Origin of the sequence: Aeromonas sp. R5-4 (assembly GCF_040908215.1) — a bacterium.
Lineage (GTDB): Bacteria > Pseudomonadota > Gammaproteobacteria > Enterobacterales > Aeromonadaceae > Aeromonas > Aeromonas veronii.
In genome coordinates this window covers 100,312-119,843 of the sequence record NZ_JBFODG010000029.1, presented here as the reverse complement: position 1 = coordinate 119,843, position 19,532 = coordinate 100,312, and the positions used below count along the sequence as shown (strand labels likewise).

16 protein-coding genes are annotated in these 19,532 nt (G+C 60.3%); 4 read left to right on the top strand and 12 right to left on the bottom strand.

Annotated features, from left to right (window positions below; genetic code table 11):
• Position 1: 1 nt before the first annotated feature.
• Positions 2–406 carry a CBS domain-containing protein gene (locus AB5Y83_RS15225; protein WP_139742491.1) on the top strand — a complete coding sequence of 135 codons (405 nt, stop codon included), beginning with the start codon at positions 2–4 and terminating at the stop codon, positions 404–406.
• Here the strand turns inward: AB5Y83_RS15225 and AB5Y83_RS15220 are convergent.
• Positions 403–939: a DUF2301 domain-containing membrane protein gene (locus AB5Y83_RS15220; protein WP_047440355.1), complete on the bottom strand. Its 537-nt coding sequence runs from the start codon at positions 937–939 to the stop codon at positions 403–405. The two genes, AB5Y83_RS15225 and AB5Y83_RS15220, sit on opposite strands and share 4 nt — an antisense overlap.
• An 87-nt stretch (positions 940–1,026) precedes the next feature.
• Here AB5Y83_RS15220 and AB5Y83_RS15215 point away from each other — a divergent pair, with 87 nt between their 5' ends.
• Entirely contained in the window at positions 1,027–1,791 is a 765-nt protein-coding gene (locus tag AB5Y83_RS15215) for a substrate-binding periplasmic protein (RefSeq protein ID WP_368175450.1), read from the top strand.
• A 63-nt stretch (positions 1,792–1,854) separates the two neighbouring features.
• Here the strand turns inward: AB5Y83_RS15215 and asnC are convergent, their stop codons facing one another.
• The gene (gene asnC, locus AB5Y83_RS15210) at positions 1,855–2,316 is read right to left on the bottom strand and encodes a transcriptional regulator AsnC (RefSeq protein ID WP_005339783.1); all 462 of its coding nucleotides are present in this window, start codon (positions 2,314–2,316) and stop codon (positions 1,855–1,857) included.
• 154 nt (positions 2,317–2,470) lie between these two features.
• Between asnC and asnA the strand changes: the two genes are divergently transcribed.
• Complete coding sequence (asnA, locus tag AB5Y83_RS15205; RefSeq protein WP_040070056.1) at positions 2,471–3,463, top strand: aspartate--ammonia ligase; 993 nt, start codon at positions 2,471–2,473, stop codon at positions 3,461–3,463.
• 293 nt (positions 3,464–3,756) lie between these two features.
• On the opposite strand, the gene clpB is transcribed toward asnA, so the two are convergent.
• The 3 genes from clpB to rluD all read right to left on the bottom strand — a co-directional run bounded on the left by clpB (position 3,757) and on the right by rluD (position 8,364).
• Complete coding sequence (clpB, locus tag AB5Y83_RS15200; RefSeq protein ID WP_005339779.1) at positions 3,757–6,330, bottom strand: ATP-dependent chaperone ClpB; 2,574 nt, start codon at positions 6,328–6,330, stop codon at positions 3,757–3,759.
• A 202-nt stretch (positions 6,331–6,532) separates the two neighbouring features.
• Complete coding sequence (pgeF, locus tag AB5Y83_RS15195; RefSeq protein ID WP_368175449.1) at positions 6,533–7,270, bottom strand: peptidoglycan editing factor PgeF; 738 nt, start codon at positions 7,268–7,270, stop codon at positions 6,533–6,535.
• A gap of 113 nt (positions 7,271–7,383) precedes the next feature.
• Entirely contained in the window at positions 7,384–8,364 is a 981-nt protein-coding gene (rluD, locus tag AB5Y83_RS15190) for a 23S rRNA pseudouridine(1911/1915/1917) synthase RluD (RefSeq protein ID WP_005339771.1), read from the bottom strand.
• 117 nt (positions 8,365–8,481) lie between these two features.
• On the opposite strand from rluD, the gene AB5Y83_RS15185 reads away from it, so the two are divergent.
• Positions 8,482–9,237: an outer membrane protein assembly factor BamD gene (locus AB5Y83_RS15185; RefSeq protein WP_019446583.1), complete on the top strand. Its 756-nt coding sequence runs from the start codon at positions 8,482–8,484 to the stop codon at positions 9,235–9,237.
• Positions 9,238–9,372: 135 nt separating this feature from the next.
• Here AB5Y83_RS15185 and AB5Y83_RS15180 read toward each other — a convergent pair whose 3' ends face one another.
• The 7 genes from AB5Y83_RS15180 to yqhD form a co-directional block, all read right to left on the bottom strand.
• On the bottom strand, positions 9,373–10,701 hold the full coding sequence (locus AB5Y83_RS15180) for a CoA-disulfide reductase (RefSeq protein WP_368175448.1): 1,329 nt from the start codon (positions 10,699–10,701) through the stop codon (positions 9,373–9,375).
• 98 nt (positions 10,702–10,799) lie between these two features.
• Positions 10,800–12,200, bottom strand: coding sequence for an L-cystine transporter (locus AB5Y83_RS15175; protein ID WP_005341918.1), 1,401 nt, complete (start codon positions 12,198–12,200; stop codon positions 10,800–10,802).
• A gap of 133 nt (positions 12,201–12,333) precedes the next feature.
• The gene (locus AB5Y83_RS15170) at positions 12,334–13,635 is read right to left on the bottom strand and encodes a serine dehydratase subunit alpha family protein (protein WP_368175459.1); all 1,302 of its coding nucleotides are present in this window, start codon (positions 13,633–13,635) and stop codon (positions 12,334–12,336) included.
• 264 nt (positions 13,636–13,899) lie between these two features.
• Entirely contained in the window at positions 13,900–14,679 is a 780-nt protein-coding gene (locus tag AB5Y83_RS15165; RefSeq protein ID WP_368175447.1) for a substrate-binding periplasmic protein, read from the bottom strand.
• 99 nt (positions 14,680–14,778) lie between these two features.
• Positions 14,779–16,263 carry a Re/Si-specific NAD(P)(+) transhydrogenase subunit beta gene (pntB, locus tag AB5Y83_RS15160; protein WP_368175446.1) on the bottom strand — a complete coding sequence of 495 codons (1,485 nt, stop codon included), beginning with the start codon at positions 16,261–16,263 and terminating at the stop codon, positions 14,779–14,781.
• 11 nt (positions 16,264–16,274) lie between these two features.
• Positions 16,275–17,801: a Re/Si-specific NAD(P)(+) transhydrogenase subunit alpha gene (gene pntA / locus AB5Y83_RS15155; protein ID WP_368175445.1), complete on the bottom strand. Its 1,527-nt coding sequence runs from the start codon at positions 17,799–17,801 to the stop codon at positions 16,275–16,277.
• A 507-nt stretch (positions 17,802–18,308) separates the two neighbouring features.
• A complete protein-coding gene (gene yqhD / locus AB5Y83_RS15150) occupies positions 18,309–19,472 on the bottom strand; it encodes an alcohol dehydrogenase (protein ID WP_368175444.1) in 1,164 nt (387 codons plus the stop codon).
• Positions 19,473–19,532: the final 60 nt, after the last annotated feature.

Here is a 19,532-nt window from a genome sequence, read left to right as displayed (position 1 = left end):
CATGCTGAAAGTACACCACCACATGGGTCGCCTGACCCACTCCCTCACTGCCGGACTCGGCCTGGCCGAGGCGCTGGATCGCCTGCATCAATCGGGTCTTGGCGGCCTGCCGGTGCTGGATGAGCAGAAACGGCTGATCGGCTTTCTTTCCGAACAAGACTGCATCCCCAGCCTGCTCACCGGCAGCTACCACTGCGATACCCGCACCCGGGTGGAGGATCTGATGAACCGCTCGCCCCTCTCGGTCGGGCCGGATGAGAGTATTCTGGAGCTGGCCCGCCAGATGGCTGACGCCAAGCCCAAGATCTACCCGGTGCTGCAACAGGGCAAGGTGGTCGGCATCATCAGCCGCCGTCAGGTGATGCAGGCCCTCAACCAGCAGATGAAGGTGTGCCAGCAGACCTAGATCTGGTAACGCCCCTTGTCACCGATATCGAAGTGCAGGGGCATCCGCCACTTGGCCAGCGCCAGCAAGGTCAACAGGGCGCCGCAGACCAGCGCCACCAGTGCGGCGGCCCACTCCACCCGCAACCACTCCAGCAGCCATAACGCCGGCAACAAAATGGGCACCAGCTTGATGCCGGGAATGGCGAAGCAAAACTGCTCCTTGAACGCCAGCCCGGAGAGGGTCGCCAACGCAGCTCCCAGCACCAGCGCATCCGGCGCCCCTACCGCAGCCAGGGCCAGTGCGCCCCAACCAAACCCCTGCAGAATCAGGCGAATCCGCTTGTCGTAGATATGCAGCGAGAAGCCGCAGATTGCGCTTGCCACTGCCAGCGACATCAACCATTGTGCCGACGGGAGCAGTGCCATCCCGCTCAGCAGCGCCGCACCGCGGCAAAGCAGCAACAATGCTGCCGCACTCAAGCCAAGGCGGTAGAGCGAGACGGTCAACTTGTCGATCCCGTCCAGCGGGCTCTCGATTTCAGGATTTGCCATAAACAGTCGCTTCTAACGGATCAGGTGCCATCCAATATACTGGAATCAGGTCTTGGAATATCTTCAAACGGGCTCAGGAGACGTAGTTTGCGTGTGATCCCCCTGTTTTGGTTGCTGTTTCCACTCGGATTGCCCGCCAAAGAGCTGGTGATCTGCGGCACCATGGAGCCCCCGCTCAAATTTCTCGATGCCGATCAGAAACCCCGCGGACTCGATATCGACATCGTCACCGCCATCTTCGACAAGCTGGAGACGCCCTTTCGGATCGAGCTGGCTGATTCCGCCGCCCGCCTCACCCGCAATGCCGAAACTGGCGCCTGCGATCTGGTGATGACCCACTCCTACAAGGCAGAGCGGGAGAGTTATCTCATCTATCCCCAACAGGCCCATCTTCGCCACAGCTGGCACTTCTTCGTGCGCAAGGCGGACCTGATGAAGATCCGCTACGAAACGCTGGCCGATCTCAAACCCTGGCGTATCGGCGTGACCAGGGATTTCTCCTATACCCCTGAACTGGCAGCGGCCATGACTGACCCGGCCTATCAGTTCCAGGAGATCACCATGAACCAGCTGCAACTGCGCAAACTGCTGGCCGGACGGATCGATACCGTGCCCATGCCGCTGGTCACCGCCTTCACCCAAATCAAGGAGGAGGGGCTGACGGGTAAGGTCGATTACCTGCCCAAACCGCTCAAGAGCAGCCCCTACTTCAACACCTGGGCCCGCGCACGAGCGGATGCACAGACCCCCGCCCTGATGGCGGCCTACGATGCCGAACTGCTGCGCATGAAACGGGATGGCCGACTCAAGGCGCTCTACGACAAGTACGCCATCCCCTATATCGAACCCTGATCAGGGGGTCAGGGTTTCGCACGGGAGATGGATCTCTACACCCTACCCCTTATACAACCCACCTCAAGGCTTCACGTCCCGCAGGATCGGATTCTGCAACGAGATCAGGGTTTCAGTGGACTGGATCTCGTCGATGGTCTGGATCTTGTTGATCAGCACTATTTGCAGCTCGTCGATGGAGCGGGTCATCACCTTCATGAAGATGCTGTAGTGGCCGGTGGTGTAGTAAGCCTCCACCACCTCGTCCAGCGCCTGCAGCTTGGCCAGCGCCGAGGGGTAATCCTTGGCACTCTTCAGATTGATCCCGATAAAGCAGCAGACGTCGTAACCCAGCTTCTTGGGGTTAACCTGCACCCGCGTCCCCTCGATGATCCCCGCCTGTTTCATCTTCTCCACCCGCACATGGATGGTGCCCGGGCTGACCGCCAGTTGTTTCGCAAGTTCGGCGTAAGGGATCCGCGCATTTTCCATCAGAGCGGTGAGGATGGCCTGATCGAGATTATCGATCCGGTAATTTTCCGGCATTTTTTTGCACTCCCGTTGACGATACCTCATTAAATAACGGCTTATTTTGAAGAAAAAAATGCATAAAGCCTATTTCTATTATCGAATATTGAATTTAGTTGGCAATCCGTTGAAGAATCACCACATCCAACGGGGTTTGAAACAGGAATTCAGCATGAAACAGCACTACATTCGCAGCCAACAGCAGATCAGCTTCGTCAAAGAGATGTTCTCCCGCCAACTCGCCCAGCAACTGGGTCTGATGGAGGTGCAAGCCCCCATTCTGAGCCGGGTCGGTGATGGTACTCAGGACAACCTCTCTGGCCACGAGAATGCAGTGCAGGTCAAAGTAAAAACCCTGCCGGATCACAGCTACGAAGTGGTCCATTCACTGGCCAAATGGAAGCGCCAGACCCTGGGTCGCTTCGGCTTCGGCCCGGGTGAAGGGATCTACACCCACATGAAGGCGCTGCGTCCGGATGAAGACAAACTCACCCCCATCCACTCCGTCTACGTGGATCAGTGGGACTGGGAGAAGGTAATGCCGAGCGAGCGCCGCGATCTGGCCTATCTGCAGGAAACCGTGCGCGGCATCTGGGCCGCCATCAAGGCCACCGAGCGCGCGGTCTGTGCCGAACATGAGCTGACCCCCTTCCTGCCAGCCGAGATCCAGTTCCTGCACAGCGAAGAGCTGCTGGCCCGCTACCCGGATCTCGATGCCAAGGGGCGCGAGCGCGCCATCGCCAAAGAGCTGGGTGCCGTATTCCTGATCGGCATCGGCGGAGCCCTCTCCCACGGCGAGCGCCACGATGTGCGCGCCCCGGATTACGACGACTGGAGCAGCCACAGCGAGCTGGGTCTGGCCGGTCTGAACGGCGACATTCTGGTGTGGAACCCGGTGCTGCAAGATAGCTTCGAGATCTCCTCCATGGGGATCCGGGTCGATGCCGAGGCGCTGCGTCGCCAGCTGGCTATCACCGGCGACGAGGATCGCCTGCAGTACGACTGGCATCAGGATTTGCTGGCAGCACGGATGCCGCAAACCATCGGTGGCGGTATCGGCCAATCCCGTCTGGCCATGCTGCTGCTGCAAAAAGAGCATATCGGTCAGGTGCAGGTTGGTGTGTGGCCCTCTGAAATGAAGGCCGCTATCCCTGGCATGCTGTAAACACGTTGATTTCATCGGTCTGGCCTGTGCGCAATGGCACGCGGGTCAGCCCTGAAGGTGTGTGGCGGTGCGGACTGAACGAGCGCAGTCCGGACATGCTGTAAGTCGCGTGGTCATCCCTGATGGCCCACGGCGAAACCGGGGCTTGCCCCTGCGACCCGCTCAACCCACGCCAGGTCGCGTCACTACATTCCTCCCGGCAATCTTCGGATTGCCGTTTTTTTATTTTCCATCGCCCAGATATGGCAACGCCAGCCCGAGGGCTGGCGTTGCAAGCATCGATACGAGATCGGTTACTGGGTCATGGTGAGGCCGTTGCTGTCGGCCCCCAGCACCAGTTTTTTGCCCGGCACGATGCGGCCGGAAAGCAGGGCCTGCGCCAGCGGGTTCTCCACCTTCTGCTGGATCGCCCGTTTGAGGGGACGCGCCCCGTAGACGGGGTCGAACCCGGCATGCACCAGCTTCTCGAGCAGCGCTTCGCTCACCTCCACCTCGTAGCCCTGAGCCTCCAGTCGGCCCATCAGGCTCTTGAGCTGGATGCGGGCGATGGACTTGATGTGATCCTCGCCGAGGGGATGGAACACCACTGTCTCGTCGATCCGGTTGATAAATTCCGGCCGGAAACTGCGGGTCAGCACATCCATCAGCATGGCCTTCATCTCGTCGTAATCCTTCTCGGAGTGGTGCTCCTGAATCAGATCCGACCCGAGGTTGGAGGTCATGATCACCACCGAGTTGCGGAAATCGACGGTGCGACCCTGACCATCGGTCAGGCGGCCATCATCAAGCACCTGCAACAGGATGTTGAACACATCCGGATGCGCCTTCTCCACCTCGTCCAGCAGGATCACCGAGTAGGGACGACGGCGCACCGCCTCGGTCAGATAACCACCCTCTTCGTAACCCACGTATCCGGGAGGCGCCCCCACCAGACGGGCCACGCTGTGTTTCTCCATGAACTCCGACATGTCGATCCGCACCATGGCATCCTGGGTATCGAACAGGAACTCGGCCAGCGCCTTGCACAGCTCGGTCTTGCCCACCCCGGTGGGCCCCAGGAACAGGAAGGAGCCGATGGGGCGGTTCGGATCTGAGAGCCCGGCGCGGGAGCGGCGAATGGCGTTGGAGACGGCATCGACCGCCTCCTCCTGGCCAATCACCCGGCTGTGCAGCTGATCTTCCATCCGCAGCAGCTTATCGCGCTCCCCTTCCAGCATGCGGGCGACCGGAATCCCGGTCCAGCGGGCCAAGACGTCTGCAATCTCCACGTCAGTGACCCGGTTGCGCAGCAAACTGGTCTCCTGCATCTCGGCTTGAGTGGCGAGATCCAGCTGTTTCTCCAGCTCCGGAATGCGACCATATTGTAGCTCGGACATCCGGCCCAGGTCGCCTGCCCGGCGCGCCACGTCGAGATCCTGACGGGCCTGCTCCAGCGCCGCCTTGATGTGCTGGGTGCCAGCAAGGGCAGCCTTCTCGGCCTTCCATACCTCGTCCAGCTCGTTGTATTCCCGATCCTTCTCGCCAATCTCCTGATTGATCAGCTCCAGACGCTTGCGGCTGGCGTCATCGTCCTCCTTCATCAGCGCCTGCTGCTCCAGCTTGAGCTGGATGATGCGCCGCTCGAGACGATCGAGCGCCTCGGGCTTGGAGTCGATCTGCAACCGGATACTGGCTGCCGCCTCGTCGATAAGGTCGATGGCCTTGTCCGGCAACTGACGATCCGCAATATAGCGGTGCGACAGCTGGGCCGCCGCCACAATCGCGGGGTCGGTGATCTGCACATGGTGGTGCAGCTCGTAACGCTCCTTCAGGCCGCGCAGGATGGCGATGGTGTCTTCCACGCTCGGCTCTTCCACCAGCACCTTCTGGAAGCGACGCTCGAGGGCAGCATCCTTCTCTATGTACTGACGGTACTCATCCAGGGTGGTGGCGCCGACGCAGTGCAGGTCGCCACGGGCCAGTGCAGGCTTGAGCATGTTGCCCGCATCCATGGCCCCCTCGCCCTTGCCGGCGCCAACCATGGTGTGCAACTCGTCGATAAAGAGGATGACGTTGCCCTCCTCCTTGGCGAGATCGGTCAGCACGGCTTTAAGCCGCTCCTCAAACTCGCCGCGATACTTGGCACCGGCCACCAGCGCCCCCATGTCCAGCGACAGCACCCGCTTGTTCTTGAGCCCTTCCGGCACTTCGCCGTTGATGATGCGCTGGGCCAGCCCCTCGACGATGGCGGTTTTACCGACGCCGGGAGCACCGATCAGCACGGGGTTGTTCTTGGTACGACGTTGCAGCACCTGAATGGTACGGCGGATCTCGTCATCCCGGCCAATCACCGGGTCGAGCTTGCCGATCTCGGCCCGCTCGGTCAGATCGATGGTGTACTTCTCCAGCGCCTGACGGTTCTCCTCGGCGTTGGCATCTTCCACCTTCTTGCCGCCACGCACCTTGTCGATGGCCGCTTCCAGTTTCTCCTTGGTCAGCCCCTGGGCGCGCAGCAGCTCACCCAGCGTTCCCTTGTCGTCGAGGGCCGCCAGCACGAACAGCTCGGAGGAGATGAACTGATCCTTGCGCTGCTGGGCCAGTTTGTCGCAGACGTTGAGCAGACGGCCGAGGCCGTTGGAGAGCTGCACGTCCCCTTCTACGCCGCTCACGCGCGGCAGGCGATCCAGCTCCTCGCCAAGGCGGGAGCGCAGGGCGTTGATATCCATCCCGGTCAGGGTGAGCAACGGACGGATGGAGCCGCCATCCTGATTGACCAGTGCGGTCATCAGGTGAACGGGTTCGATGAATTGGTGGTCACGACCCAGCGCAAGAGACTGGGCATCGGAAATAGCAATCTGGAATTTGCTGGTCAGGCGATCGAGGCGCATTGCACTCCCCCTTCAAACAGGCAGACGCCGCTTGCGCGGCAAACAACATAACTTTCTGAGATGAAAGATGAGGCCCGTACGGGCTATTTCAAGGGCATGAGCTGGTTATTTTTTCTGCAAGACGGGACAAGAACAGGATCCCCGCCTCTCTCATACGGCTCTGGTCTTGAGAGAGACGGGCTATTACTTGGCGGGTGATTGCTTAGCGGGCCAACCAGATGAGGGAGGCCATCCGGCCGGTCTGGCCGTCGCGACGATAAGAGTAGAACTGCTCGCTGTCGCTGAAGGTGCAGTATTCGCCGCCATAAACGGCGGTAACGCCGGCACGGGCGAGGCGCAGCCGGGCCAGCTGGTAGATATCCGCTAGCCATTTCCCCTCATTGGGCGATGGGACGAACGCCGCTTCAGCTTCGGCCTGCTCTGCCATAAAGGCCTCGCGCACCTCGCCACCCACTTCAAACGCAGTGGGGCCGATGGCCGGGCCAAGCCAGGCCAGGATCTCGCCCGGCTCGCAACCCATGGCGGCGATGCTTGCCTCCAGCACGCCCTCTTTCAGTCCACGCCAACCGGCATGAGCGGCGGCCACCACTGTGCCGGCCCGATCGCAAAACAGCACCGGCAGACAGTCGGCGGTCATCACGATGCAGGCCTGATCCGCCTCATGGGCGCAAGCGGCATCGGCATCCGGCGCCTGTTCATAATGGCTGCTGACCGGATGAACGACGGTGCCGTGCACCTGATTAAGCCAGTTGAGGGGCCCCGGGATGGCGGCCGCCTGCTGCAAGCGGGCGCGGTTAGACTCGACTCGCGCCGCTTCGTCACCCACATGGGCGCCCAGATTCAGCCCGGCGAAAAACCCCTCGCTTACCCCGCCATCCCGAGTAGTTGACAGGGCTCTGACATTGGCCGGAGCAGGCCAGTCAGGTTCGATCCATTTCATCTGTGACTCCTTCAATTTCACCGATATAAAAACGGGGCTCCTGCAAGGGAACCCCGTTTGGCATCTATTCGGGCCGGATGACGCCAGAAACCGACGCAGTAGGCCCGATCACATCAGTTCCAGACCAGATCGTCCGGATTGGCGAGAGTATCCGCGCGCAGCACTTCCATCAGCTCCACCATGTCTTGCGGTGTAGCTGAGTGCCACTGCATCACTTCCCCCGTGATGGGGTGAGCCAGTTGCAGCATGGTGGCATGCAGCGCCTGACGGTTGAAGTTACGCAGTGCCTGGGTCAGCTCGGGGGTCGCGTTGCGCAGCGGGCGCAGACGACCACCGTAAGCGGGATCTCCCACCAGCGGGTGCTTGATGTGCGCCATGTGGACACGGATCTGGTGGGTACGGCCGGTCTCCAGACGCAGACGCAGACGGGTGTGGCCACGGAACTTCTCGTGAACCCGGTAGTGAGTCACGGAAGGACGACCATTGGGCACCACGGCCATATGGGTACGCTGGGTCGGGTGACGGCCGATAGGCGCATCAACGGTACCACCTGCGGTCATGTGACCGATGGCGATCGCTTCGTACTCACGGGTGATCTGGCGCGCCTGCAACGCTTCCACCAGATGGGTCTGGGCGGGTACGGTTTTGGCAACCACCATCAAACCTGTGGTGTCTTTATCCAGACGGTGCACGATACCGGCGCGAGGCACCTCGGCAATGCCGGGGTAGCGGTGCAGCAGGGCGTTGAGGATGGTGCCATCCGGCGTACCTGCGCCCGGGTGAACCACCAGTCCGGCCGGTTTGTCGATCACCAGAATGTGTTCATCTTCATAAACGATGTTGAGCTCGATATCCTGGGCATCCCAGCGGGTATCATCTTCCAGCTCGACATTCACATGCACCTGCTGCCCGGCCAGAATCTTCTCGCGCGGGGTGTTGGCAACCTGACCGTCCAGGGTCACTCTGTCCTGTAAAATCCACTCCTTGATGCGGGTGCGGGAGTAGTCTGGAAACAATTCGGCCAGGGCCTGGTCGAGTCGCTGCCCGAATTGGTGATCCTGGAATTCGCCTGTCAGTTCAATATGCTGGCTCATGTATGGTCTCTTGAGCGGGGGGTATCAATTCGAAATAATCCGGGTATTCTAGCTTTTCTTTTAGCCAAGCATAACGGATACTTTGCCAATTTCGTGGAAATGGACCGGATGTTGTTGATGGGAAAGAAGTCTCACCTGCTGATGTCGCTCGCCTTGGTCGCTACCTTGATCACAGGCTGTTCCAGCACCAAACCCAAGGTACCCGACGAACCGCCGGAGACCCTGTACCAGAAAGCACGCCTCAAACTGGATGTTGGCAATTACGTGCAAGCCACTGAATTGCTGGAGGCTTTGGACTCTCGCTACCCGTTCGGCGCCTACTCCAACCAGGTGCAGCTTGACCTCATCTATGCCTACTACAAGCAGGATGATACCGCTCAGGCGATCGCCAATATCGACCGTTTTATCCGCCTCAATCCGGCGCATAAAAATATCGATTACGTCTTCTATATGCGCGGCCTGACCAACATGGCAGCGGATTACAACTTCTTCCAGAGCCTGTTCGGTATCGATCGGGACGACAAAGACCCTGCTTATGCCCGTCAGGCATTCCAGGACTTCAAGACCCTGCTGCAGAACTACCCCAACAGCGTCTATGCCGCCGATGCCCGCGCCCGCATGATTGGCCTGAAGAATCGTCTGGCCCGATATGACCTGAGCGTGGCCGAGTATTATGTGAAGCGTGATGCACTGGTCGCGGCCGCCAACCGGGCCAAGCTGATTGTCGAGACCTACCCCGACACAGCCGAAACCGAGAAGGCACTGGAGATCATGGTCGAGTCTTACGACGCCCTGAAGATGCCGCAGCTGGCCAAGCATGCCCGCGAAGTGCTGGCCAAGAACTACCCGGAGAACCGCCTCGGCCGTGGCTGAGTGATACGGATAAACCGGTAACAAAAAACCGATGCCAAGGCATCGGTTTTTTTATCGCTGCAATTTACCCTCAGCTGTTACCCGCAGATTGCTCTGCAGAGCAGAATCTGCGTAACGACGCAGTCATCGCAACGCTTACTTCGCGACATTACCCGCCACGTTCAGGGCATCCCAGGTGCGGGAGAAGGGGGGCGCGTAGGCAAAGTCCAGCATGCCGAGCTGCTCGGTGGTCACCCCCATGGTGATGGCAACCGCCAGCGCGTCGATGCGGTGTACCGCCCCCTTGCGACCGAGGATCTGGCCGCCCAGCAGCCGCTTGCTGCCCGCCTCGTAGACCAGCTTGACGTGAATGTCGGACTGACCCGGGCAGTAGTTGGTGTGGCACTTGTCCTTGATCACCACGGTGCGATAGTCGATCCCCATCGCCTTGGCTTCCTGCTCGGAGAGGCCGGTACGGCCCGCCTCCAGCCCCAGCACCTTGAGCGCGGCAGAGCCGAGGGTGCCCGGGAACTCCTGCTCGGCACCCGCCAGGTTCTCGCCCACCATGCGCCCCAGCTTGTTGGCGATGGTGGCGAGCGGTACATAGACCTGCTGCTGCTTCACGCTGTGCCAGACGCTGGCACAGTCGCCGGCCGACCAGACGTTGGCCAGCGAGCTGCGCCCCTGGCGATCCACCTTGATGGCGCCGTTACCGAGCCGCTCGATGCCGGTATCGGCCAGAAACTCGGTGTTGGGCTTGACCCCGGTGCAGACCACCACGATATCGGCCTCGTACTCGCCCTGGCTGGTTCGTACGCCGGTCACCCGACCATCCCCCAGCAGTGCTTCAACTCGCTCACCCAGATGGAGGGAGACCCCCTGCTCGCGCAGTTCGGTTTCGATGTGCTGGGTGATCTCGCCATCAAACGCGTCGGGGATGACTCGATCCGCCAGCTCGATGAGACGCACCTCTTTGCCTTGATGGACCAGCGCCTCGACCACCTCCAGCCCGATAAAGCCGGAGCCAATCACCACGGCGCGGCGATTGTTCTTGTCTTGCACCGCCGCCTTCAGCGCCAACCCGTCGGCCATCCGGCGCAGACCGAATACCCCTTGCTGCTGCAGACCAGGGATGGGGGGCATTACTTCGCGGGCACCGGTTGCAATCATCAGGCGATCGTAGCGATCGGTGAAGGTGTCGCCGTTGTGCTCCACCACCAGAGTCTGAGCAGTTGCATCAACGCTCAGCACCCGATGGCCAATCTTGACCTCGATCCCCTTGGCGGCGAACTGCTCCGGGGTGAACTCGGCCATGTAGCCGGGCTCCTGAAACTCGTCACCGACGAAGTAAGGCAGGCCGCAGGCACCGAAAGAGATCACCTCGGAGGCCTCATACACCACGATTTCGGCATCTTTGGCCAGACGGCGCGCCTTGGCCGCCGCGCTCATACCGGCGGCTTCGCCACCGATGATCAGAATTCTCATTGTTTTTCCTCTCAATGGCGCAGGGAGGGCATGCCCTCCCTGCGGTCTATGACGGGAAAGAGTCGCCCCTTTCCACGGGCAGATCAACCGACAGCAAATCAGACGGTGGACTCTTCGCCGTCCAGACTCACTTCGTGATCGCTGTTGAACACATGCATGTCGGTCTCGCCCATCAGGCGGCTGGTCACCGTCCCTGCGGTGATGGAGCCGGAGACGTTGAGCGCGGTACGACCCATGTCGATCAGCGGCTCGATGGAGATGAGCAGACCGGCCAGCGCCACCGGGAAGTCCAGTGCGGAGAGCACGATCAGCGCGGCAAAGGTAGCACCGCCGCCAATCCCGGCCACCCCGAAGGAGCTGACGGTGATGATGGCGATCAGGGTCATGATAAAGCCGGGATCCATCGGGTTGACCCCGACGGTCGGGGCAATCATCACGGCCAGCATGGCCGGATAGATACCGGCACAGCCGTTCTGGCCGATGGTGGAACCGAAGGAGGCGGCGAAGTTGGCGATCCCCTCGGGAATACCCAGCGACTTGGTCTGGGTCTGCACGTTCATCGGGATGGAGCCCGCACTGGTGCGCGAGGTGAAGGCAAACGCCAGCACCGGAGTGATCTTCTTGAGAAAGCGCAGCGGGTTGATGCCGACCATGCTCACCAGCAGCAGGTGCACGACAAACATGATGGCGATGGCGCCGTAAGAGGCCATCACAAAGCTGAGCAGGTTGAGAATATCCGCGTAGTTGGAGCCGGAGACCACCTTGGTCATCAGCGCCAGCACGCCGAACGGGGTCAGGCGCAGCACCAGAGTCACCATTCGCATCACGATGGCATGAGCCACGGCCACGAAGTGGCTGAAGCTGGCGAAGATCTCCGGCTTCTTGCGGGCGATGCCGGTAGCGGAGAGGCCGATGAAGATGGAGAAGATCACCACGGCGATGGTGGAGGTCTTGCGCGCCCCGGTCATGTCGAGGAAGGGGTTGGCGGGAATGAACTCCAGCATCATCTTGGCGAACGACATGCTCTCGACGCTACCGAGGGTGGTCTGCAGCGCAGCGCCACGGGCGCTCTCGGCGGCCCCGGATGTGAGCCCTTCAGCGGTCAGGCCAAACAGGTTGGACATCAGGATGCCCGCCCCGGCGGCGATGGCGGTGGTGAAGATCAGCACGCCTATGGTCATGGCGCTGATCTTGCCCAGCGCAGTGCCGCCATTGAGCTTCAAGATAGCGCTGATGATGGAGACCATGATGAGCGGGATGATGATCATCTGCAGCAGCTTCACATAGCCGCTACCCACGATATCCAGATAGTCGATGGTCTGAACAATGACGGGCGAACCTGCACCGTAAAGCAGTTGCAACGCGGCGCCGAACAGAATACCGAGCCCCAGACCGGCAAATACCCGGCGGGTGAAGCTCACATGTTTTTCCTGTAACCGGTAGAGAAAGAACAGCAAGATGGCGGCGATGGCCAGATTGCCGATAACGCTAAATGTCATGGTATGACTCCCCAAAAAGCGGGCTTGGACCCGAGAAACAAGAGCAAGCGCCATGCTTGCCCTGGCAACCGTGTCAGACGGTCTGCGCCGTCGTGACAAGAACAAGGGGGTCTATCGCCCCCTTGTCACAGATTCACTGCTTCTGCTGTTTCGCTCGCATGATGTTGATGATTTCGATGTCGGTATCCAGCATCCCCTCTTTGGAGAGGCGGCCCAGATTGGCGATGGTCTGGTCCACATCGTCGGAAACGATCCCCTCGCTCTGGGGGACATGCAGGTTGTTGATAGCCATCAGCGAAGACTTAACCGCCGCCGAGGTGGAGGTGGAGACCTTCATGGAGCAGGCGCTGCCCGCGCCGTCGCAGATGATGCCGGAGACATCGCCAATCATGTTGTTGATGCAGTGGCTGATCTGCTGATACTGGCCGCCCAGCAGCCAGGTGATGGCGGCACCGGCCCCCATGGCGGCGGTACTGGCGGCGCAGAGGGCCGACAGCTTGTTCTGATAGGTCTTGATGTAGATGGCCACCAGATGGCTCATCACCAGTGCCCGGGTCAGCTGCTCGTCGCTCGCCTTGAGGAAACGGGCAGCCGCGACCACCGGCATGGTAGCGGCAATGCCCTGATTGCCGGAACCGGAGTTGGACATGGCGGGCAGCATGGCGCCATCCATCCGTGCATCGGAGGCAGCGGAGGAGAGTCGCATCGCCAGCGTCATCAGGTCATCGGAGAGCAGCTTACGCTCCACCTGTTCGGTGAGGATCTTGCCGATCTTCAGACCGTAACCCTGCAACCCTTCATCTGCCAGCGCCTGATTCATAGTGGCGGCCTCGCGGATAAAGTCGATCTCCGCCAGCGGCACTTCCAATGCAAAATCGACGATCTCCCGCAGGGTCATGGCCGGTTTGGCGGATTTGGCTGGCTGGATCTGCACGCCGGGGGCGCTGGCCTGCTCCATCAGCACCTCGCCATCCTTTTCCATCAGGATGATGCGGGTGTGGTCGGTACAGATCACCACCCGAGCGCTGTGGCCTTCAACTTCGGCCAGCACCTCGGCGTAGAGCACGTCCGGCACATCCTTCACATCCACCGTGATGACCGGCAGCAGCGCCTTGGCCGCCTCGACCTGGGCCGGGGTGAGAGTCTTGAGCACCTCCAGCCCGGCATCCGGGTTACCGCCGGTGATGCCAACCGCAGCCGCCACCGGCAGACCGATCATACCGGTGCCCGGTACCCCAACCCCCATGCCGTTCTTGAACAGATTGCCGCTGACCCAGACGCTGATGCGAGTAGGATCCTGCCCCAGCAGCTTGCGGCAGTTGGCCGCAGCCAGGGCGACCGACATCGGCTCGGTACAGCCAAGGGCCGGCACCACTTCACGCTTGAGCAGGGTAATAAAGTCGGTCCATTGTGCTTTCATTGCAGTGTTTCTCATGTTCATGGAGCAATACCAGTCATCGCCACAGACAACAACATGGCAAAAAGGGTGACGCGGGGTTGATATCCATTCTGGGTGCGCCGCAAAGGCGTCGCGAGGGTGGTAGCCGCCTGGTGGCGACCCCAGTAAATCAACTGGATTTGATTCTAATATCAATAAAATCAAATTAAGTTGCGCAATATCGCTTTTTTCAGCGCCATTATGCCCGTCTTTTAACAAAGTGCGACAAATTGTGAAGCGGCGCACAGAGAACGGACCCGTCTAGAGATGGTAACGGGCCAGCAACTGCTTATAGGCGGGGGTCTGCTTGAACTGTTTGAGTGCTGCAGAGAAGCGGACAGCCAGCTGATCATGGCCGGGCTTGTGGGTAAATCCGAGAAAGTTGCGGCTATCGTCGGTCAGCATATAGGAGCCATGGGTCACCTGATCCTGCAGCCCCTGGGTATGCAGCAGATACCGACCGACCAGCTCGTTCAGCACCACCCCGTCCAGCCTGCCCGCCATCATCAGGTGAAGCTGCTTGATGGCATTCCCCTCCCCCGTCATCGGCACCCGAACCACCCCGGTATCGGTCAGGAAGGATTTGCTGTAGGCGTAGTCGGCCTGAATGCCGACCCGCAACCCCTTGAGATCGGCCAGCCGGGTGACATGGAGTGGACGGTCAACCGGATAGAAGAGCACTTCACCGCTGTAGGAGAGCGGCTCTTCGGGATAGTAGAGCCAGCTCTTGCGGGCCTCGGCATAGAAGATGTCGATCACCGCATCTCCTTCACGCAGCATCGCCTGCTGCAATACCCGCTTCCATGGGAGCACCCTGATTTCGGTGCGATAGCCAAGTTGCTGCAGCACGGTGCGAGCCAGCTCGAGATCGGCCCCCACCAGCCGCCCCCCATCGTCCCGCATCACATAGGGGGGCCACAGCTCGGTCAGCAGCGTCAGGGTCGGCTGCTCGTCTGCCGCTGTGGCCGAGCCGGCACCAAGCAGGGAGGCCAGCAACCACCCATACAATCCGATCCTTCGCCAACCCTGACACCACATCATGGATGATCCCTCACGGTCCGTATGGATTGAGGATATACAAGGGATGAGCAATAAAAAAGGAGGCCGAAGCCTCCTTGATATCCTGTTTCTGAACGGCACTTACAGTGCTTTCAGAATGGCCTCGACGCTCGCCTTGGCATCGCCAAACAGCATCTGGGTGTTCTCTTTGAAGAACAGCGGGTTCTGGACACCGGCGTAGCCAGTGTTCATGGAGCGCTTGAAGCCGATGACGTTCTGCGCTTTCCACACTTCCAGTACCGGCATACCGGCGATCGGGCTGCCCGGATCTTCCATCGCAGCCGGGTTAACGGTGTCGTTGGCACCGATCACCAGCACGGTATCGGTATCGGCGAAGTCCTCGTTGATCTCGTCCATTTCCAGCACGATGTCATACGGTACTTTCGCTTCCGCCAGCAGCACGTTCATGTGACCTGGCAGACGACCGGCAACCGGGTGGATACCGAAGCGCACCTTGACGCCGCGGTCACGCAGCTTCTGGGTGATCTCGGCAACCGGATACTGGGCCTGTGCCACCGCCATGCCGTAGCCCGGGGTGATGATGACGGAGCTGGAGTTCTTCAGCAGGTCAGCCACTTCCTCGGCGCTGGTTTCGCGGTATTCGCCCATCTCCTGATCAGCCGTGGAGGCCACGCCATCGGAGCCGAAGCCACCGGCGATCACGGAGATGAAGGAGCGGTTCATCGCTTTACACATGATGTACGACAGGATGGCACCGGAGGAACCAACCAGCGCACCCACCACGATCAGCAGGTCGTTGGAGAGCATAAAGCCCGCCGCTGCGGCTGCCCAACCGGAGTAGGAGTTCAGCATGGAGACCACCACCGGCATGTCGGCGCCACCGATGGAGGCAACCAGATGCCAGCCGAAGGCGAAAGCGATCAGGGTCATCACCAGCAGGGCGAAGGTAGAGCCGCCCGCGTTGACGAAATAGACCATCAGCGCCAGCGAGGCGACCACAGCCAGCAGATTCAGCTTGTGGCGGTGCGGCAGCATCAGCGGCTTGGAGGAGATGAGACCACGCAGTTTGCCGAAGGCAACCACGGAACCGGTGAAGGTCACGGCACCGATGAAGACGCCCAGGAAGATCTCGACCAGGTGGATGTTCAGCATGGCGCCGGAGAGGTGCTCGACCTGGGCGACGCTGGCCGCCTGTTCAAACGCCGCACGGGCGGCTGCCAGCGTGGCATCCAGGTTGGAACCGACGGAAACCACCACTTCAGCAGGGGCAGAGGGGTGCAGATCGATGAAGCTGTTGAAGCCCACCAGCACCGCTGCCATACCGACGAAGCTGTGCAGCACGGCCACCAGCTCGGGCATCTCGGTCATCTCGACCTTGAGTGCCAGACGCACGCCGATGGCACCGCCGATCACCATGGCCAGAATGATCCAGTGCACGCCACTGGTCTCCGGGTTGAATACGGTGGCGAGCAGGGCGATAGCCATACCCGCGATACCGAACAGGTTGCCATGCTTGGCCGTTTCTTGCTTCGACAGTCCCGCGAGACTGAGGATGAAGAGCACGGCGGCAACGATATAGGATGCTGTTACCAGTCCTTGAGACACGTTAAACCCCCTTAATCCTTACGGAACATCTTCAGCATGCGCTGAGTGACGGTGAAACCGCCGAAGATGTTGATACTGGCAATCAGCACGGCGACGAACGCCAGCACGGTGACCAAGGTCGACCCTTGCCCGATCTGCAGCAGGGCACCGACCACGATAATGCCGGAGATGGCATTGGTGACCGACATCAGCGGCGTATGCAGGGCGTGAGAGACGTTCCACACCACGTAGTAACCGACCACACAGGCCAGGATAAATACGGTGAAGTGAGAGAGGAAGGCTGCCGGGGCAACGGAAGCGATCCAGCCGAAGGCGGCGATGCCAAGGGCACCGAACACGAACTTCTTGTTGGAAGGCTTGGCCTCTTCTTTCTTGGCGGCCGGTTTGGCGGCGGCCGGTTTCTGCGGAGCGGCAGAGACGGAGATGGCGGGCGGCGGGAAGGTCACTTCACCGGCCTGGATCACCGTCATGTTGCGCTGAACCACATCTTCGAAGTTGATGGCAACGTTGCCGTCCTTCTCCTTGCACATCAGCTTCATCAGGTTGACCAGGTTGGTACCGTAGAGCTGAGAGGATTGGGCAGGCAGGCGACCCGGCAGATCGGTGTAACCAATCACCTTGACGCCGTTGTCGGTGACATGCAGTTCACCCGGCACTGTGTATTCGCAGTTACCGCCAGCCTGAGCGGCCATGTCCACGATGACGGAGCCCGGCTTCATGCTGTCGACCATCTCTTTGGTGATCAGCTTGGGAGCCGGCTTGCCCGGGATCAGGGCCGTGGTGATGATGATGTCCACCTCTTTGGCCTGCTGGGCAAACAGCTCCATCTCGGCCTTGATGAACTCTTCGCTCATCACCTTGGCGTAACCGTCGGAGGAGGCGCCATCTTCGCCGCCGAAGTCCAGTTTGAGGAATTCCCCACCCATGGATTCGATCTGCTCGGCCACTTCCAGACGGGTATCGAACGCACGCACGATGGCACCGAGGGAACCGGCAGTACCAATGGCGGCCAGACCGGCTACACCGGCGCCGATCACCAGCACCTTGGCAGGCAGCACTTTACCGGCTGCGGTGATTTGACCGGTGAAGAAGCGACCAAACTGGTGCGCAGCTTCAACCACGGCACGATAGCCACCGATATTGGCCATGGAGGAGAGGGCATCGAGGGACTGGGCACGGGAGATCCGCGGCACCATATCCATCGCCATCACATTGATGTTGCGCTCGGACAGCTTCTTGACCAGCTCAGGGTTCTGGGCAGGCCAGATGAAGCTCACCAGAGTGGCACCATCTTTAATTTGTGCGATCTCGGCATCGGTCGGCGCATTGACCTTGAAGATAAGGTCGGCTTGCCAGACATTCGGCACCACGCTGGCACCGGCAGCCTCGAAGGCGGCATCATCGAAGCTGGCCAATTGGCCTGCGCCGGACTCGATGGCAACCTCAAAGCCGAGCTTTTTCAGCTGCTCGACGGTAGCCGGGGTCGCTGCGACCCGGGTCTCACCGGCGAGACTCTCTCTCGGTATTCCAATCTGCATGACTATTCCCTGATGGTTAATAAACAATCGCTGCCCAGTGTCTCACTTCTGACGAAACAAGACATGACCAAAGTGCAGGTCCAGGGCTCTTTGTTATGAAAATCAGTAGGCTTTACCTCAACCTCCTGTCATGGTCAGGCCCCCGCTTTTCAGGCGCGAAGGTGATTAGTATCAAATTTTGGAGTTTTATTACAACCGCAGTCCCGACGGCACTCGTACAGAATTCAGCCCATCCCTGGCTACGATTAAAAAAAACAAACCAAATTAGAGGCTTATACCAGTAAAAACGGCTGAAAAAAGTGATCCAACCAGTCAAAAAAAATGTTTTACCGGCCCTCTATCTTAGCGTTTTTTGTTCTTACGAAATCCGCTTTCGTCGCACTTCTCGCATCGAAACGCCGAAAAGTAACATTTTCCCAACAAAAACGGGGCCGTCCAGCCGCCCGATGGCGGGAGACGGCCCCGACAATTCAATCGTTTTGCCCGTGTGGCGCCGATTGGCGGCCCTTACCAGGCCGCTTCATAAATATGCTGGCTCTGCACCAGATCGATATCGCTGTGCTCGCCCAGACGGGTCATGCCGTGCTCCCCCAGCTTGCCAATCAGGGTATCGATACCCAGGTCTTTCAGACCATAGTCGCGCAAGCGGGTCTTGACCCCCATCCGCTCGAAGAAGTCGCGGGTCGCGGCGATGGCATCGTCGATGCGCTCCGCTTCGCTGCCGCTGCGCAGACCCCACACCCGCTCTGCGTATTGCAGCAGCTTGGCATGCTTCTGTTTGCGCTTGGCCTGCAACAGGGCAGGCAGCACCACCGCCAGAGTCTGGGCATGGTCGAGGCCATGCAGGGCGGTCAGTTCGTGACCCAACATGTGAGTGGCCCAATCCTGCGGCACACCGGCGCCGATCAGGCCGTTCAACGCCATGGTGGCGCTCCACATGATGTTGGCGCGCACCTCGTAGTTGTGCGGCTCGGCCAGCGCCTTGGGGCCCTCTTCGATCAGGGTCAGCAGCAAGCCTTCGGCGAAGCGATCCTGCACCTTGGCATTGACCGGATAGGTGAGGTACTGCTCCACGATGTGAACAAAGGCATCCACCACCCCGTTCGCCACCTGACGCTCGGGCAGGGTGTAGGTGAGCACCGGATCCAGCACGGCGAAGCGCGGCATCACGAACGGCGAGAAGAAGTGCACCTTGTCGCCACTGCTGCGACGGGTGATGACGGCGCCCATGTTCATTTCGGAACCGGTCGCCGGCAGGGTCAGCACGGAACCGAGCGGAATGGCGGAACGCACTTCACTGCCGACGGTTTCGAGAATGTGCCAGGGATCCTTGGCCAGATCGTAGTGCGCAGCAGCGGCAATAAACTTGGTGCCATCGAGCACGGAGCCACCGCCAACGGCGAGCAGGAAGTCGACCCGCTCGGCACGGGCCAGCTCCACGGCGCCCATCAGGGTCTCGTAGGCCGGGTTCGGCTCGATGCCGCCAAATTCAAACAGGGTCATGCCAGCCAGCTCGTTACGGATCTGCTCCAACAAGCCGCTGCGTACCACGCTGCCACCGCCGTAGGTGATCATGACGCGGGCGTCGCTCGGAAGCTGCTCGCGCAGCTGGGCGATCTGCCCTTGGCCGAACAGGATTTTGGTCGGGGTATGGAGAGTAAAGTTGTTCATCGACATTGCCTTCTTCTGATAGTCAGGGCGGCCTGGCCGCGAAATCGTGATTGCATTTTT